We start from the raw sequence: 16,808 nt of genomic DNA on the forward strand, positions 1-16,808 counted from the left end.
CTTGCCCGGCATAACGGCGCAATCGGAAGGGAAGCAGATCGATGGCACATAAACAGGATATCTTCGCGCTGGTCGGCAAGCGGATGTGCGCGTCGCCGAGCCATCACGATCTGACCGCGAGCTATGATCGGCCGCAGATCGCCGACCTCATCCGCAGGATCGACCGCGCGCTGCTGGATCGCCGCGCCGCCTGATCATCGCTTCAGTCGTCGGATCGTTCGGCGAAACCGATCGCCGCGGCATAGGCTTCGGCGGCACGGATCTCGCGCGCATCCTTGAACGCGACATGCGGCGCGGGCGCGACACCGGTCGCACGCAGAACCGCCCAGAGCGCAAACCGTCGCCCCGCCTCCCGCTCGGTGCCGAACGCGATAGACACGCGCTCGCGTCCCGCCTCCAGCGCCTCGGGGCTGAGCGTATCGATGTCGGTCGTGCCGAAGAAATGCTGCGAGATCGCGTCGAGGTCCATGGACCGCGCCTAGCCGACGCTCCGCCTCCTGCGCAATCGCACGCGCGCCTGCGCCCCCATGCCAGATCGACACATCGCGGTGGTTGCGATCGCGACGCTCTCCGCTTAGACGCCGTCCTCCCGGCTCGCCGGGTCACGGCGTGGAAGAGTGTCCGAGTGGTTTAAGGAACTGGTCTTGAAAACCAGCGATGGGGTAACTCATCCGTGGGTTCGAATCCCACCTCTTCCGCCATACGCAGACTGAACTCGGGCCCTAACGCGGCTCAGTTGGTCTTTTCGGGCGGAACGACGGGTAGCGGCAGCGGCGCGACCGGCACGCCCTCTTCGACCAGTGCCTTCGCTTCGGCGAGACTGGCCTGACCGTGGATCGTCGCCTGCTTCTCCTCGCCGAGATGCATCGCGCGGGCGCGGTCGGCGAAGGCGGTGCCCACCCATTCCGATGATTCGAGCGCTTTTGCCTGTCGCGCCGCAAGCATCTTCATCGCGGCCTTCAACGTCTCCGGGCTCGGCGGAGAGGGCTTGGAGTTGCTCTTCGCCGGAATCGCGGGCGCCATGACCGCTTTGGTGACATCGCCATCGTTGCAGACCGGGCATTGCACCTGCCCCGCCTTGCGCTGGCTTTCATACGCGTCGCTCGATCCGAACCATGCCTCGAACACGTGCCCGCCGCCGCATTTGAGGTCGAAGACGATCACGACAGGGTCGTAACGGCGGGGATCGCACGCCGATGGGCGATAACCGGAATGCGAGACCGGACCTGCTCTACGCGAGCGGGGTCGATCTCGGCGAAGGCGAGCCCGGCCGTCTCGCCCATGTCGAGGATCACGTCGCCCCACGGATCGACGACCAGCGAATGCCCATAGGTCTCGCGTCCGTCCGCATGAATGCCCGTCTGCGCGGCTGCGACGACGTATGCGCCCGCCTCAATCGCCCGCGCGCGCAGCAGGATATGCCAATGCGCCGCCCCGGTCGGGCGTGTGAACGCAGCCGGAACCGAGAGGATCGTCGCGCCTGCATCGCTGAGCGCACGATAAAGGTCCGCGAACCGCACATCGTAGCAGATCGACGGACCGAGGCGTCCCGCCGGCGTATCGACGACGATCGCCGCGTCGCCACCGGCGTACGCGGCGGACTCGCGCCAGCTTTCGCCGGTCGGGAGGTCGACGTCGAACAGATGGATCTTGTCGTAGCGCGCGCGGATCGCCCCCGCAGCATCGATCACGAACCCGCGATTGGCGAACTTGCCGTCGGGCCGCCGCACGGCAAGCGAGCCCAGGTGAACCAAGATCCCGGCGTCGGCGGCCGCGGCCCGCACGGCAGCGAGCACAGGATCCGAATCCTCGGCGACGATGGAGGATGCTCCGCGAGACCGATCGCGATCGATCAGTCCGGACATTTCAGGCGTGAACAGGACCGCCGCGCCGGCCTTTCCCGCGTCACGGATCGCTTCGACCAGCGTCGCAGCGTTGACGGCGGGATCGATCCCGCTCGTCATCTGGAGGACGCCGATCTTCGCCATCAGGCGAGGAGTGCGTCGAGGCCGCCCTTCGCGTCGAGCGCGGCCAGATCGTCCGATCCGCCGATATGCTTACCGTCGATGAAGACCTGCGGCATCGTCATGCGGCCGCCCGACCGCTCGACCATCTCGGCCTTTTTCGGGCCCCCCATCGTGACGTCGAACTGCTCGGGCTCGACCCCCTTCGATGCGAGGAGCTTCAGCGCGCGCGTGCAATACGGACAGAACGCCTTGGTGTAGATTTCGACTTTAGCCATGAGGCGGAAATGTGATCTCGGTCCGCGCTTGTCAATCGTCGGCGGCGGACGAAAGGACGCGTGCCCAGCACAATATGACGACGGACCGCGCGCCTGCGTTGAGCAGCACGCGCGTACACGCATCGGCAGTCGCGCCACTGGTGTAGACGTCGTCTACCAGCGCGATCGTCCTGCCGCGTACGCGCGCCTTGTCCGAGGCGACGAACGCGCCTGCGACCGCCTTGCTACGCTGCTTCCCGCCAAGCCCGCGCAACGGCACGGTGCGTCGGTTTCGGACCAGGACCTCGCGATCATGCGCGACACCCGACAGTTCGGCGACGGCATCCGCAATCAGCGCCGCCTGGTTGAAGCCGCGCGACCAGAGCCGCCAGCGATGCAGCGGCACGGGTATCAGCAGGTCGATCCCGGCCGGCAGCAATCGCCGCATCTGCCGCGCCATCGTCTCGGCGAACGCGATCCGGCCGCCGTATTTCAGGCGTAGCGCCAGATCGCGCGCGACGGGGCCGTAAGCGACGGCGGCACGGACTCCGGCATGACGCGGCGGGGTAACGAGGCAGAGCGCACACAGCGCCTCCTCCCCGCGATCGAACGCGAACGGCCTGTTGCACCCGGCGCACCAGGGTGGGCCCAGGAACCGGAGGCTCGTCCAGCATGGCGCGCAGAACCGGTGATCCTCGGCGACGGGCACACCGCATCCCGGACACCGTGGCGGCAGGGCGATCGCGGCGATGAGACGAAACGGTTCGAGTATCCTCACGCCGCCTCTCCCCCCTTGGGTTGCCACACGGACCTTGTCGTGGAAGCGAGACCGCGTCACAAGCGCGACCGTGTCCGAAACCGCTCCCGAAATCTTCGATCGCACCGTGCGTCGCCTGCGTCGCGATCGTGCCGCGCCTCATTATGCCGAGCATGATTTCCTGCGCGCGACGATGTTGGACGGCATTGCCGAACGGCTCGATGCGGTCACGCGCGATTTCACCGACATCCTCGATCTCGGCTGTTTCGACGGCGCGTTCGCCGCCGCGCCGGGTGCGCGGATAGCCCGCTGCGACGCTGGGTTCGCATTTGCCGCGCGGTCCGCCGGCGTACAGGCCGATGAAGATCGCCTGCCGTTTACGGACGCCTCGTTCGATCTGGTGGTGAGCGCCGGCGTTCTCGATCAGGTCAACGACCTTCCCGGCGCGCTGTCCCTGATCCGCCGGGTCCTGCGTCCCGACGGCTTGTTCCTCGGTGCGTTCGTCGGCGCAGGCAGCCTGCCCGCACTCCGGAGCGCGCTGCGAGTGGCCGAGAGCGATCGCCCCGCCGCACGGCTCCATCCCCAGATCGACGTGCGATCGGCGGGCGACCTTCTGATGCGTGCAGGATTCGCCTTGCCCGTTGCCGATGTCGAGACGCTCGACGTCGGCTATCGCGATCTTGGCCGGCTGTTCGGCGATCTGCGCGGGATGGCGGCCAGCAACGTGCTCGCCCAGCGCCAGCCTTTGGCGCCGGGCACCGTCGCACGGACGATCGCCGCCTTTGCGGAGGCCGCGGACGATCGCGGCCGGACGCATGAGAAATTCCAGATCGCTTTCCTGACGGGCTGGTCGCCGGATCCGTCTCAGCCGAAACCGGCGCGGCGCGGCAGCGCGACCGCATCGCTCGGCGACGCCCTGGGGCGCAAACCGGGCGCGACAGCCTAGCCGATCATGCCTTCGCCCTCGACGTCGCGCGCGAGAACCGTACCCATCGCCTCGAACAGCGCATCCATCGCGACGGGCTTGAAGATCACGTCGTCCGCGCCCGCCGCCAAACAGCGCGTCCGCAAATCGGGCGCGATATCCGCCGTCACGACGATGATAGGGACCCGGCCCTTTGCATCGCCCCGTGCGCGAATATGCTCGATTGCCGTGATGCCATCCATGCCGGGCATGCGAAGATCGACGAGTATGATCGCGAACTCCTGCTCGTCGATGATCTCCAGGCCGCGCTCCGCGCTTTCCGCTTCGACCATCGTGGCGCCCGCGACATCGAGCATGTCTTTGACAACACGCCGATTCATCCGGTCATCCTCGATGAACAGGACGTTCACGACCGCGTCCGTATCAAATCAACGAGCAGGGAGAAGATGATCGTCATGATGCTGCATCTACGCGTCATGCAGCACGGGGCACAAGGTCGGGAATTACGTTGTTTATTGAAACTGACCTTGCGAACATCGCGTCGATCAGCGCACCGCCGCTGACCGGCTTGGCGACGACACGCGTGACGCCGGTCGCCATCAGCTCGTCGCGTTCCGGCTCGGCTGCCACCGGCCAGAGCAATGTCGTCTCAGCACCCGTAGCATCGGCGGCCTGAGCGACTCTCGACAACCCTGCATGCGGCGATCCCCCGACCCGCACCGTCGCATCATCGATCAGGACGCGCGCCACGCCACCGGCAGCGAGACGCGCGACCGCCTCGTCGACCGATGTCGCGAAGACCACCGGACTTCCGTGCGGCGCCAGCAACGCCTTGAACATGCTTCGTGTGATCGGATTATGGTCGACGACGAGCGTGGCCGGGCAGGTATCGGCCGCCACCGCGACCTCGGCCGTCGGCTCGGCGCGAACCAATGGCAGGACGAGCGTAAACGTCGCGCCTTCCCCCATCACGCTGGTCACGGACACGTCGCCGCCCATCGCGCGTGCGAGATTGCGGCAGATCGAAAGACCGAGACCGGTTCCCCCGAACTGTCGTGTCGTGCCGGCATCCGCCTGGCGAAACGATTCGAATATCTCTTCGTACTTCTCCGCCGCGATGCCGATGCCCGAATCGGACACGGCAACCCGCAACTGGTCGTCATCGCCGACGTCGATCTTCAGAGCGACCTTTCCTGACTTGGTGAACTTGAGCGCATTGGAAAGGAGGTTGAAGACGATCTGGCGCACCCGGACGGCATCGCCCACGATCATCGCCGGACAGCCCCCGAGATCGACCACGAACGACAAGCCCTTGGCGCGCGCCTGCTCCTCCCACATCCGCGTCGCGTCGGTCACGGTCGCGCAGATGTCGAACGGCACCGCTTCGATCGTCAGGTTGCCCGTCTCCATCTTGGCGACGTCGAGGATGTCGTTGACCAGCGCGCGCATCGTCACGCCCGCCCCGTAGACCACGCCAATCCGGTCACGCATGTCCGGCGCAAGTTTCGGATCGGCGAGCATCACTTGGGTCATGCCTAGGATCCCGTTCAACGGCGTCCGGATTTCGTGGCTGGTGGTCGCGAGAAACTCCGTCTTGGCGGCGAGAGCCTTCCCAAGAGCTCCATTCGTCACCGCCAGATCGTCGTTTGCGGCGCGAACCTGATCGCGACTGCGGCGGATCGTGAAAAGGCCGATCGCCAGGAGCCCGATGACGACGGCGACCGCCAGAGCCGCGCCGATGAAGACATAACGCTCGGTCTGCGCACGCGCGCGCTCGAAGGCGATGCTGCGCTGAAGTTCGGTTGCCTTGAGCTGGCTGATCTTCAACTTCTGGTTAGCGAAATCGAACCGAGCGCCCATCAACGCAATCTGCGTCGTCGTTGCGAGCTTCGTTGCGTCATCATCGAGCCGCTTGAGCGCCTGCAGATGGAGCAACGCTGACTTGACGTCACCCGTCGCGAGAAACACGTCATACGCCGTCTGGTGGACATCTCTAAAAGAACTGCCCGTCGTTTTCGTGTTGATGGTGGGCAGCACCGAGTCCAGCAGCGATCGCGCACGCGCCAAGTCATGGTGCTGCAGAGCGGATTGTGCGGCAGTCGCAACCAATCGGACCGTCAGGCTGGCATCTTGGGGATCGGCAACCTTGCGGGCCTCGGCAATCGCATGATCCGCCTGCTCCAGATTGCCGATTTCGAGTTCGACCCGCGCAAGGTTGATGTAGATCTGCTGGAGAAGGTTCCGGCTGTCGAGTTGCTTTGCCAACGCCAAAGCCATTCTCATCTGCTGTCCGGCCTGGGTATATTGATGCGCCTGAGCGAACGACAATCCTCGATTGTTATAGATCGAGACCGACATGTTTACGTCTGATTTGTATATATCCAGCGCCTGCTCGTAATATTTGACCGCAGTTTCCTGGTCCATGGCCTGCGTATAGAGCAACGCTATGAACACCAACGCTCTCGCCTGACCACGAGGGTCGCGCAGCGCGCGGTAGATTTCGAATGCCCGTTGATAATCGAGAAGCGAGTTGCCAACCCTGCCCTGATTACTGTCCAGCCAGCCTAGCGACAACAGGACATCGGCTTGAAGTTTCGACCTTGGCTCGAGCCGACCTACAGTTGCGGCGGCCTGCCTGATTGGCACGTCGGCGCCATCCGAATCATTCGTCCGAAGGCGTGCTTCCCCTTGCAGCCAGCGGGCCGTCGCAACCGCTATCCCGCGCCTGGTCGCTCCTGGGATCGTAGCACTATAGCGTTCCGCCACGATGCTCTTGGTCAACGCGGCATTGGGATCGATGAGCATCGCCGCTTTCGCGTCGGCAACCGCCGATTCATACTTGCTGGTGGCGGTCGGTTGGGCCGCAGATTGCGCGTCGACGGCGCCAGCATACCCGCCCGCTGCAAACGCCAGCATGGCGAGCGTGGCGAACAACCGGCCGATAACCATCGTCAGCCACGCTTCCAGACGGTCGCCAACCGACTGAACGGTGCCCGCAGATCCGCGGCCATGGCTTGATACTTTCCGTCTTCCATGAAGTGGATGAGCGCATCGAGGTTGATCGGGCGGCTGATGAGGAAGCCCTGGATCATATCGCACCCCATCACGGACAGCAGCGCCATCGCCGCCTGTGTTTCCACCCCCTCGGCGACCACTTCCATCTCGAGTGCGTGCGCGAGATCGATCGTCGATCGTACGATCAGCGGGTCGCGGTTCGAGCTCGTCAATTGCGTCACGAACAGCTTGTCGATCTTCAACTCGCGTGCCGGCAGTTGCTTGAGATACGCGAGCGATGACAACCCGGCGCCGTAATCGTCGATAGCGATGACGATGCCGATCTCGGCGAAGACCTTCAGATTGGCGATCGCACTGTCCGGATCGCGGATGACCGATGTCTCGGTAATCTCGAACCCAAGACGCGCGCCGCTGGCCTCGACCAACGCGCAGGCGCGGCGGACGAAGCACGTGTCGGCCAGCAGGACGCCTGCGATGTTGATGAATATCCGCAGGTCGTGGCCATGGTCGGCGAGCGTCTTCTGATCCTTGATCGACTGCCGAATGGTCCAGAGCGTCAGCGCGACGATATCTCGCGACTCCTCGGCCAGCGGAATAAAATCGCCGGGCAACACCAGTCCGCGCGTCGGATGGTTCCACCGAACCAGCGCCTCGACGCTGGTAATCTCCTGGCGCCGAAGGTGAACCTTGGGCTGATACTGGAGGAACAGTTCCTCTCTCTCGATCGCCTTCGTCAGATCTTCCGCAAGTTCGGCGCGATCGATCGCGGCAGTATTGCCCGTCGCGTCCCGCGCGATCGGCGAACGCTCGGTCCGCGCCTCGGACAGCGCGAATTCTGCCTCCTCGATCAGATGAACTTCGTCGCGATGCCCCGCCGCCGCGGCACCACCGAGGCGAATCTGAATCGTATGCGATTCGCCGTCGATATCGAACGCCCGTTCGAACGCCACCTCCAAAGCCGCGATCGACACGTCCAACGCCAGCCGTGCCTCGCATTCGAAAGCGACTTCGGCAACATCGCGGCCTGCTATCACGACTCTGGCATCAGGCAGCGCTTCGCTGATGCGCGCAGCCACATCGACGATTAGCGAATCCACTCTTGGTCGGCCGAGATGACGTCGCAGAACGCCGAAATTGGCGATCTCCGCGAGAATCAGAAAGCGCCAGCCCGTTTGAGACAATTGGGAAATAGCATCGCGCGACGATGCCGTAAGCGAACCCGGGTCGATCGGTCCCCGACCACCTCGTGCCGTGCCATGCTCGAACTGCGCGTGCGATATTTCCCTCATGCGTACCGAGGTATCCGCAACGCATAAACATACCCTTAAATGCGTAATCCAGGAGCACGCGCGAAGATGGTTAACGGATTACAAACGATATTGTTTAATGACCTGTTAACCGATATGAAGTGGAGGCGCCCAATAGGGTGTCAATAAGGGAGCATAAAAATGCTGAAGCTCATCATCTCGTTCATCTACGACGGCATTCGCCCCTGGTGAATGTGTTTCGTCGGCCCGAAGATCGCTAATCCGCTGAATAAGAGCGGGTTTCGGTAGTCGGGCCGACACTTCAGGGATGATGGCATTGCTGATCGTCAGTAGTGTCTGAAATTTAGAGCGGTCATTCCCGACAAACGGCTCGATGTACTAGGCCTCTCCTTCCCTATTGATCTATGTTAGATGAAAAGTCTTAACATAATATTTTGATGACGCGTCACTCTCGTGATTATGGAAGTCGTCGCGCTGCGGCCGACAATAGATTTTCAGTCGACGCAGACTCGGAACCGCTTACGCGATAATGTTGAGACGCTGGCGGCTAGGTCAGCCTGCCCCCACCGGATGTCGAGTTTCAAGACGCACGGGGTTCGAGAACCGCATGGCGTCGTCGATCGATCCGAACTTGAGCGCCAGGATATCCAACGCGTAATTCTGGTTCAACTTCCAGGGCTTGCGCTCACCTTGAGTCGGCAGCGCAGCCGCGGCGCGCTGTACGTAGCCGGAGGTGAAGTCGAGGAACGACTCGCTCTTCATCGTCGGGTCGTCGTTATGCGGCGTAGCCTCACGCAATCCGCGCTTCTTCATCGTGTTGAGCAACCGGCACATGTAGATCGCCGTCAAATCGGCCTTCAGCGTCCAGGATGCGTTGGTGTAGCCGAAAGTCGAGGACAGGTTGGGCACGCCGTCGAACATCATGCCCTTGTACTGGAGTCGCCCGGCGAGTTCGATCGGCTTGCCGTCGAGGCTGAACGCGACGCCGCTCATCAGTTGCAGTTCGAGCCCCGTCGCGGTGACGATCACGTCGGCGGGCAGGTCCTTCCCCGAATCGAGCCGAATACCCTCGGGCGTGATCCGCGCGATCGTGTCGGTGACGATCGAGGCAGTGCCGGCGTTGATCGCGGTGAAAAGGTCTCCGTCGGGCACGAGGCAGACACGCTGGTCCCACGGGTTGTAGCGCGGAGTGAAATGAGTCGCGACGTCGTAGTCGGGGCCTAGCTGATCGCGGACCATGCCGATCATCCGCTCCTTCACCTTGTCCGGCTTCTTCCGCGCGAGGCGGTAGAAGAACATCCCCATCAGCACGTTCTTCCACCGCGTAATGCCGTATGCGGCCCTCGCCGGCAGTTTGCCACGCAGCCAGTTCGCCACGCCGTCCTCGCCGGGCCGCGCGACGATGTAAGTCGGCGAACGCTGGAGCATCGTCACGTGCGCCGCGGTCTTCGCCATCGACGGCACCAGCGTCACCGCCGTCGCGCCGCTGCCGATCACGACGACTCGCTTGCCGCTATAGTCGAGGTCCTCGGGCCAGAATTGCGGGTGGACGATCTGCCCGGCAAAGCTGTCCGCTCCCTCGAACTCGGGCGAATAGGCCTTCGCGTAATTGTAATAGCCTGCGCACATCGAGAGGAAGTTGCACGTCAGCGTCACCGGACCATCGGGGCCCGTAGCTTCGACGGTCCAGCAGGCATCCTCGGTGGACCACGCGGCCGACTTCACGTGGTGGCCGTAGCGGATCTTGCAGTCGATGCCGTAAGCCTGCGCCGTTTCCTCGACATAGGCGCGGATCGAGGGGCCGTCGGCGATCGATTTGGCCGCCGTCCAGGGGTGGAAGACGAATCCCAGCGTGTGCATGTCCGAGTCGGAGCGGATGCCGGGATAACGGAACAGGTCCCACGTCCCGCCCATCGACTGCCGCCCCTCGAGGATCATGTAGGTCCGGTCGGGGCAGCGCGTCTGGAGGTGGTAGCCGGTGCCGATCCCGGAAATGCCGGCGCCCACTACGATCACGTCGACATGTTCGGTCATGCTGCATCCTCACGCCCCGGCGTTACGCCGTAGGTTTCATAACCGAACCTATCCTGTTGTGATCTTTACTCAATAGTCCTTCGTATATTTCACGCTCGCGCTCTGCCCGCCGCTCGATCCCGCGGCCGACAACAGGCTGAGCGCCTTGGTCAGCGCGATCTCGAGCTGCGTCGAGGTGAAGCCCTTCGCGTCGGTCACGATCTCCACATAGATGTTCTTCGTGATGTACTTGCCGGCCGCGAGGCTGGTGCCACGCCCGGTCGCCTGATCGGCACCGAGCACGCGCAACCGGTCGAATCCGGTCGCCGAGCGAAGCTTGCCGAGCGGGTTCAGACCGCCGCCGCCCGACCCGCGCAGCGAGTTCAGTGCGGAGGCCAGCTGGATCGCCTCGGTCGCGGACAGATTGGCCGGGCTCGATCCGAACAACAGGCGGCTGAGCACTTCGTCCTGCGGCAGGACCGGCGTCGACGTGAACGCGATCTGCGGCTTCTGGCCGGTCCCGGTGACGTTGATGACGACGGTGATGTCGCTGGTCGTGGTGGTCGCCTGGATGTTGATATCCGGATCGGTCAGCGCACCGCCACGGAAGCGGATTTGGCCCTTGTTGACCTCGAACCGCTTGCCCGAGAACGAGTAGGTGCCGCGGACCACGTCCATGCCGCCGGTGACGATCGGCGCGGCGGACGTGCCGCCGATGTGCATGTCCATCTCCCATTCGGATTCGAGGCCCATGCCCGAGACGAACAGCTGGTTCGGCGCACGAACGCGAAGGTCGAGCTTGAACTTGCCGATCGCCGGCACGTCCGAGCGATCGGTCGAGACCGGAGTCCGGATGTCGCTCTTGCGGCGGACACCGGTCAGTTCCGGAACCTCGGCCTGGCCCTGGCGAATGATCTGGTAGCGTGCCTCGGGGATCTGGAGATCGCCCTGGATCAGGCCACCGTTGCGCCCGTTGGTGAGGTGGACCGTGCCCGTCGTGGTCGCGCTGATCGCATCGCTCTTGGCGAGCTGCGCATTGTTCAGCGTCGCGCGGATGTCGATCGGGAAGCCGCTGTCCGCCGCGAACCCGATCGTGCCCTGTGCCTGCACTGTGCCGTCGCCGGCCTTGGCGGTCAGCTTCGTCAGTTGCAGATCGGTGTTCGAGAACCGCCCGGCGATCCGCATCTGCGACAGACGCGTGCCATAGGTCTCGTTGTCGTAGGTCAGGTTATCGGCGCGGACGACGCCGTTCAGCTGCGGCGCGGACAGGCGTCCTGAGAAGTCGGCGGCGACCGCGATCGGCCCCGACAGCTGTTGGTTCGGGATCGCGGCAAAGCTGAACAGCACTGCCGAAGGGCCGTTATAGCGAATCCCGCCCGAAAGCGGCGCGGCCATCAGGCGCGTGCTCCACGAGCCATTGCCCGCCGGAAGCGGCCGCAGGTTCGCGACCATGCGGCCGATCACCGACGTCCCGCGACGCACCAGCGCACGACCGGTCGCGCCGTCGCCGCCGAGCGTCCCGGCGAACACGATGTCGACGGGATCGGAGACGGCAGCGAGACCCGAGCGGGTGAAGTTGGTGACGGTCACGCGTGCGTCGGCGGTTGGCAGCGCGGCCGAATTCGCCTGCGAGAAGTCGAGGCTGCCGGTCGCCTTGCCGCCGATACCGAGGTTGGGGACCAGTGCGGAGAGCGTCGACAGGTCAAGGCGATCGAGCCGGACCTGCGCGTTCGTGCCGCGGCCGTAGCTGCCAGCCAGACGCGCCGAGCCGCCGCCTGCACCACCGAAGTCGATCCGAGTCGGCGACAGGCGATATTCACCCTTCACCGCCTGGATGCGCGCCGGGTTGACGGTGCGGAAGTCGATGCCGTTGGCCTGGCCCTGTGCAGCGACGAGGTAATTGTTGGGGCTGAGCTTGGCGTTGACGGCGAGGCGGAAGGGAACGCCGTTCGAGCCGGTCAGCAGCGCCTGCGCGTTGCCGTTGCCGCCGACATAGTTCACCTTCGCACGTGCCGCCGAGAGGACGATCGCACCGTAGCGCATGTCTGCGACCTGTGCGTCGGCGACGATCTGTGGCGTCGGCGTCAGCACCGCGGTGGCGTTGACTATCGCGCGGCCGATGGTGAAATCGACCATGCCGGGAATCTTGGCGCCGTTGGCACGGGCTGCGACGTCGGCGCGTTGATACCCGCCCTGGTTGGCGAGGCGCACGTTGCCCGACAGGCCTTGCCCGGCGAACTGGAGCGCGCCCGCGAACGGGCCGGCCGCGGTCTGCACGATCCGGCCGCTGCCGACGATCCCGGCGAACACCACTCGGCGCACGTCGACCGCGAGTTGCGTGCCCGGCTTGACCAGCACGTCGGCGGTGAACGGCCCGTAGTTGGTGCCGCCGCTCGCGGTGACGGCATAGGCGCCCCCACGACCGACGATCCGCGCGTTGAGGTTGACCAAGCCGACGCCGACACCCGGACGCGGTGCACGCAGGACGACGACAAGAGCCGTCGCGCTGCCCGTCACGCGGGCGGACAATGGGCCATAGGCGCTCGAATACGCATCGGCATTCACCAACACCGCGCCGGTGGCCGGATCGAACCGGCCCTCGCCGCGCGTCACGCGGAACTGTGGCGCGTTCATCCGGAGATTGCGGAAGGTGACGATGCCTTCAGGGCTGTAGCCGATGTCCGAGCGGACGATCGCGTTGCCGCCGAGGAAGCTGCGCGCGCCCTCGTTGAAGATCTGCGAGGTCTGCGCGACGACACGGCCGGTGATCCCGAAGCCGCCCTTGGGTCCCGGCACCAGCTTGGCGTCGGTCGTCAGGTTGACGATGCCGATCCCATCGATGCGGTAGTTGTTGATCCGCCCCTTGAGCGCGCCGGTGTAGCGGCCGGTCGCCATGTTCGCGACGACCACCGCGGTCGCGTCGATCTTGTCCGAGCGGATCTTGAGGTTGTCGGAAAGGACATTGACGCCCGAGATCGCAAAGTCGCCGTCGATCGCAACGTTGGTAGCGAGACCGCCGACGGCGGCATTGAGCCCCGTCACGCGACGCGCGCGCGCCTTGATCGGCACGAGGATACGGTCCGAGTTAACGCGTGCGAGACCCTCGGCGTAGAGGTTCTCGACGCCCATGTCGCCAAACGCGATCGTAGCCGCGCGGACCTTGTAGTCGACCGTCGGCGTCGCGAACGCACCGTCGAGCACGACGCGTGCCGTGACATCACGACCGCGCAGGTTCGGCAGGATCGCGCCGGGCGTCAGCAGCTTCGCGTTGACCGCGAAATTGCCGAACCGGCTGTTCGCGAGATCGATCAAGCCACCGGCGTCGACCGCGAGCGCGTCCGACTTCAGCGTCATCCGCGTGTCGGCCTTGCGGTCGTTGAGCGTGGTATCGATCGCCACGTCGAGCTGCGGCGCCGTCAGCCGCTCGACCGGACCTTCCAGATACAGGCCGGGCCGCGTCGAACCGCGGACTTCGATATGACCGTTCTTGGCGGTCAGGCCGAGATTGGCGAGTTGCCCGCCGCCGAGCGTCGCGACCGCGCGACCCTGCCACGAGGCCCAGCTGCCGCGGCCATCGACGGTCGCGGTCAACGGCGCCTTGAACGACCCCATCGTCGAGACGACGCCGCCGACCGGTGCGGTCAGCTTCACGTTGACGTCGAGCTTGTTCTGCTCGGGTACCGCGTCGAGCTTCAGCACGAGGCGGTCGCCACCGGCGATGCCGGGGCCGGTCAGCGCGGTCGCGTTGGTGGTCAGCTGCGCACGCTTGTCGGCGATGTGGACCGCACCGTTGATCTTGACGATATGCGTCTGGCCGGTGACCGGCTTGGCGATCAGGAAACGATCGATCGCCAGACGATTTACGTCGATGTCGAGATCGGGAAGTAGCGGCGCGTTCGGATCCGTCGGCGTCGCGTTGAGCACCGGGCGGCGCTGCAACGTGACCAGCGGCGTGGTCAGCGAACGCACATCGACATGGTTCTTGGCGAACGCGAACGGGCGCCAGTCGACGGCGAGCTTCGGGCTGGTCAGGAACACGCCCTTGGGATCGGACACACGCACGTCGCTGAGCGTCATCGCGCCGTAGATCGAGCCGTCGATCCGGCCGACCTTGATGTTCAGGCCGGATGCGGTGGTGTAGCCGCCGATCTGATCCGCGACGAGGCGCCGGCCCGGATCGGTGTTGATTCCGAACAGCACGATCAGCACGAGCGCGACCAAGCCGACGACGAGGATCGCCAGCCATTTCAGGATGCGCTGCCACAGCGGGCGCCGCTCCACGACGATCATTTCGTGCGTCTTCTCGACGTGCGGAGTGCCGTTTTCGGCCATCAGAATGCCTGCCCGATCGAAATGTAGAGGGCGATCTTGCCGTCGCCCTCGCGTGGGTTCAGCGGCGTCGCGACATCGAAACGCATCGGGCCGAAGCTGGTATAGAAGCGCCCGCCGATGCCCGCGCCGTAGCGCAACGACGACAGGTTCGGCGTGCTGCTCTCATAGCTGTTGCCCGCATCGATGAACGGCACGATGCCGAAATCGCCGAACCGGTAGCGGGCCTCGAGCGCGAATTCGTTGAGCGAGCGCCCGCCGACCGGATCGCCGTTGGGATCGAACGGCCCGAGCCGCTGGTATCCATAGCCGCGCACCGATCCGCCGCCGCCGCCGTAATAGCGCCGCGATGGCGCAAGGTCATCACGGGAGACGCCCTGGATCGAGCCGGCCTTGGCACGCCCGGCGATGACGATGCTGCTGGAGACGGGGTAGTAGAACGTCCCCTCGATCATCGTCCGGATGTAAGGCTTCACCGACCCCTGCACCGACGTTTCGGGGCTGAGGTTCAGCGTCAGGCGATAGCCCTTGGTCGGGTTGAGCAGGCTGTCCGAGCGATCGAACTTCACCTGGCCCGGCAGCGCGACGATACCGTAGGTGCGCCGGACGTTCCTGCCCTGCCCGAAATCATAGACGCTCTCGTTCGTGCCGACGAGTTCGCCGCCGTAATAATAGGTCAGCGGCTTCTGCCAGATCGGCGTCGAGTCGTAGCTCCAGCGGACGCCGACGCTGGTCGTGAACGCGTCATAGGCATCGTAGTTCGAATGGTTCGCGCCCGCGGTCAGGCTGAACGTGCGGTCGCGGCGGCCTGCATTGGCGCGGCGGAACGTGCCCGACACGCCCTGCTCCTGCGTACCGGCGATCACCGATCCGATCAGCGCGCCCTCGTACGGGAACAAGTTGCGGTGCTGCCACGTGCCTTCCGCGCGGAAGCCCTGCCCGGTCGAGAACCCGACATTGCCACCGAGCGAGCGCGGCTTGCCCTCGCTCTGGCGGACCAGCAGGTCGACCTGCTCGGTGCCGTCAGGGTTGATCGTCCCGGTGCGGACCGGCTCGACCGACACCGTCGAGAACAGCGACGTCGCGACCAGCGCATCGCGCAAGTCGTCGGTCATCCGGTTGTCGTAGAGTTCGCCCGACTTGAATCGCGGGAACAGGTTCAAATGCTCCAGATTGAAGACCGGATCGCCCTCGGTGCGAAGCTGCCCGAACGACGAGCGCGGGCCGGTATCGACGGGCAGCGTGTACGCGCCGGTCGGGGTCTGATCGTCGAGCAGGATGTCGCGCTCGCCGACCTTGACGAACGGATAGCCCTGCTGCGGCAGCGTCAGGCTGACGTTCGCCTCCGCGCCCTGAATGCGTGCGGCCTCGATCGGATCGCCTACCTTCAGCGGCAATTGCGTGCGGACGAGATCGGGGGGCGTCGTCGCGTCCGCCTTCACGGTGATCGACGACAGCGAATACAGCCGGCCGGGTTGCGCGCTGACCGTCGCCTTCAGCCGCGCGGGCTTGGTCTTGTCGGCGTCGGGGATCGTCTCGATCGTCGAGATCGCGGTCGCATCGTAATAGCCGAGCGACTTCAGCAGCCGTACCGCCAGCGCCTCGTCCTCACGCGCGCGCGCCGCGACCTGCGTGGCGTTCGCCGCCTTGCCCTTGCCCTCGGCGAGCGCGGACAGCGCCTTGTATTCGCCTTCGAGCCCGTCGCCCGCTTTGTCGAGCCCCTTGGTCGCGGTCTCGTACCGGATGTCGGGCGCGTCCTTGTCCTTGATATCCGCCGCGGTCTGGAGCGGGGTCGTGTCGAAGCTCAACAGCGGCGTCAGCGGTTGCGCGAGTTGCGGATCGCTAGGGCCGGTGGGGGGCAGGACGTCGCCGGCCAGCGTGGTCGCGGGAGTCGTCGCGGTGGCAGGTGTCGCGGGTGCCTGGGTCGTGGGAGCAGGCAGCGGCGCCATCGCTTCCAATGGCGCGTTCAGGTCGCCGCTCAACGGCGGCAAGGCGCTGTCGAACTCGGCGTCCGGCACGATCGGCGCATCGGAACGCGGATCGTTCGACTGCCGCTGATCGCTTGGCTTGGGCGCATCGGGACCCTTGGCCGGGGCGGTGCCCGGCTTCACCAACTGCGCGGAACCGACGCCCGCGAATCCCGTTGTCGACGCTACCAACGCCAGAGCGAGCCAATGATGCCGGCTGTTAGAAGCTGTCACACGATCCCCTTTACAGGCAGCGATCGTGCTCGATTCACCCCCATCTTCGTCCACGTAACGCACATAGGACGGCTTGGTT

At 65.0% G+C, this 16,808-nt stretch carries 13 protein-coding genes and 1 tRNA gene; 3 read left to right on the forward strand and 11 right to left on the reverse strand.

The window, feature by feature from the left end; translation table 11 throughout:
* Positions 1–41 precede the first annotated feature (41 nt).
* Positions 42–194: a hypothetical protein gene (locus IFR23_RS12145; protein WP_156348872.1), complete on the forward strand. Its 153-nt coding sequence runs from the start codon at positions 42–44 to the stop codon at positions 192–194.
* Between the two features lie 8 nt (positions 195–202).
* Here IFR23_RS12145 and IFR23_RS12150 read toward each other — a convergent pair whose 3' ends face one another.
* Positions 203–469, reverse strand: a complete 267-nt coding sequence (locus IFR23_RS12150; RefSeq protein ID WP_192976151.1) for a hypothetical protein — start codon at positions 467–469, stop codon at positions 203–205.
* A 142-nt stretch (positions 470–611) separates the two neighbouring features.
* Here IFR23_RS12150 and IFR23_RS12155 point away from each other — a divergent pair.
* Positions 612–701, forward strand: a tRNA-Ser gene (locus IFR23_RS12155).
* A 31-nt stretch (positions 702–732) separates the two neighbouring features.
* On the opposite strand, the gene IFR23_RS12160 is transcribed toward IFR23_RS12155, so the two are convergent.
* Genes IFR23_RS12160 through IFR23_RS12175 form a run of 4 tightly spaced genes read right to left on the reverse strand, consistent with a single transcriptional unit; the run spans position 733 to position 2,999 of the window.
* On the reverse strand, positions 733–1,164 hold the full coding sequence (locus IFR23_RS12160) for a DUF1178 family protein (protein WP_192976152.1): 432 nt from the start codon (positions 1,162–1,164) through the stop codon (positions 733–735).
* Positions 1,161–1,988 (reverse strand): carbon-nitrogen hydrolase family protein, encoded by an 828-nt coding sequence (locus IFR23_RS12165; protein ID WP_192976153.1) that lies wholly within the window; start codon positions 1,986–1,988, stop codon positions 1,161–1,163. Before IFR23_RS12165 ends, IFR23_RS12160 begins: the two co-directional genes overlap by 4 nt.
* Positions 1,988–2,242 (reverse strand): glutaredoxin 3, encoded by a 255-nt coding sequence (gene grxC / locus IFR23_RS12170; protein ID WP_056063132.1) that lies wholly within the window; start codon positions 2,240–2,242, stop codon positions 1,988–1,990. Before grxC ends, IFR23_RS12165 begins: the two co-directional genes overlap by 1 nt.
* Before the next feature lie 31 nt (positions 2,243–2,273).
* Positions 2,274–2,999 carry a double zinc ribbon domain-containing protein gene (locus tag IFR23_RS12175; protein WP_192976154.1) on the reverse strand — a complete coding sequence of 242 codons (726 nt, stop codon included), beginning with the start codon at positions 2,997–2,999 and terminating at the stop codon, positions 2,274–2,276.
* 34 nt (positions 3,000–3,033) lie between these two features.
* Between IFR23_RS12175 and IFR23_RS12180 the strand changes: the two genes are divergently transcribed.
* Positions 3,034–3,924: a class I SAM-dependent methyltransferase gene (locus tag IFR23_RS12180; RefSeq protein ID WP_244655648.1), complete on the forward strand. Its 891-nt coding sequence runs from the start codon at positions 3,034–3,036 to the stop codon at positions 3,922–3,924.
* Here IFR23_RS12180 and IFR23_RS12185 read toward each other — a convergent pair.
* The 6 genes from IFR23_RS12185 to IFR23_RS12210 all read right to left on the reverse strand — a co-directional run bounded on the left by IFR23_RS12185 (position 3,921) and on the right by IFR23_RS12210 (position 16,729).
* The gene (locus IFR23_RS12185) at positions 3,921–4,313 is read right to left on the reverse strand and encodes a response regulator (RefSeq protein WP_107963580.1); all 393 of its coding nucleotides are present in this window, start codon (positions 4,311–4,313) and stop codon (positions 3,921–3,923) included. The genes IFR23_RS12180 and IFR23_RS12185 overlap by 4 nt on opposite strands.
* Positions 4,314–4,377: 64 nt before the next feature.
* Positions 4,378–6,852, reverse strand: a complete 2,475-nt coding sequence (locus tag IFR23_RS12190; protein WP_192976156.1) for a sensor histidine kinase — start codon at positions 6,850–6,852, stop codon at positions 4,378–4,380.
* A 2-nt stretch (positions 6,853–6,854) separates the two neighbouring features.
* The gene (locus tag IFR23_RS12195) at positions 6,855–8,015 is read right to left on the reverse strand and encodes an EAL domain-containing protein (protein ID WP_342344949.1); all 1,161 of its coding nucleotides are present in this window, start codon (positions 8,013–8,015) and stop codon (positions 6,855–6,857) included.
* Between the two features lie 723 nt (positions 8,016–8,738).
* Positions 8,739–10,220 (reverse strand): flavin-containing monooxygenase, encoded by a 1,482-nt coding sequence (locus IFR23_RS12200; protein WP_192976157.1) that lies wholly within the window; start codon positions 10,218–10,220, stop codon positions 8,739–8,741.
* A gap of 69 nt (positions 10,221–10,289) precedes the next feature.
* The gene (locus IFR23_RS12205) at positions 10,290–14,531 is read right to left on the reverse strand and encodes a translocation/assembly module TamB domain-containing protein (protein WP_192976158.1); all 4,242 of its coding nucleotides are present in this window, start codon (positions 14,529–14,531) and stop codon (positions 10,290–10,292) included.
* Positions 14,531–16,729 carry an autotransporter assembly complex protein TamA gene (locus tag IFR23_RS12210; RefSeq protein ID WP_342344950.1) on the reverse strand — a complete coding sequence of 733 codons (2,199 nt, stop codon included), beginning with the start codon at positions 16,727–16,729 and terminating at the stop codon, positions 14,531–14,533. Before IFR23_RS12210 ends, IFR23_RS12205 begins: the two co-directional genes overlap by 1 nt.
* Positions 16,730–16,808: the final 79 nt, after the last annotated feature.

The organism is Sphingomonas sp. CFBP 13603, from assembly GCF_014892665.1.
Lineage (GTDB): Bacteria > Pseudomonadota > Alphaproteobacteria > Sphingomonadales > Sphingomonadaceae > Sphingomonas.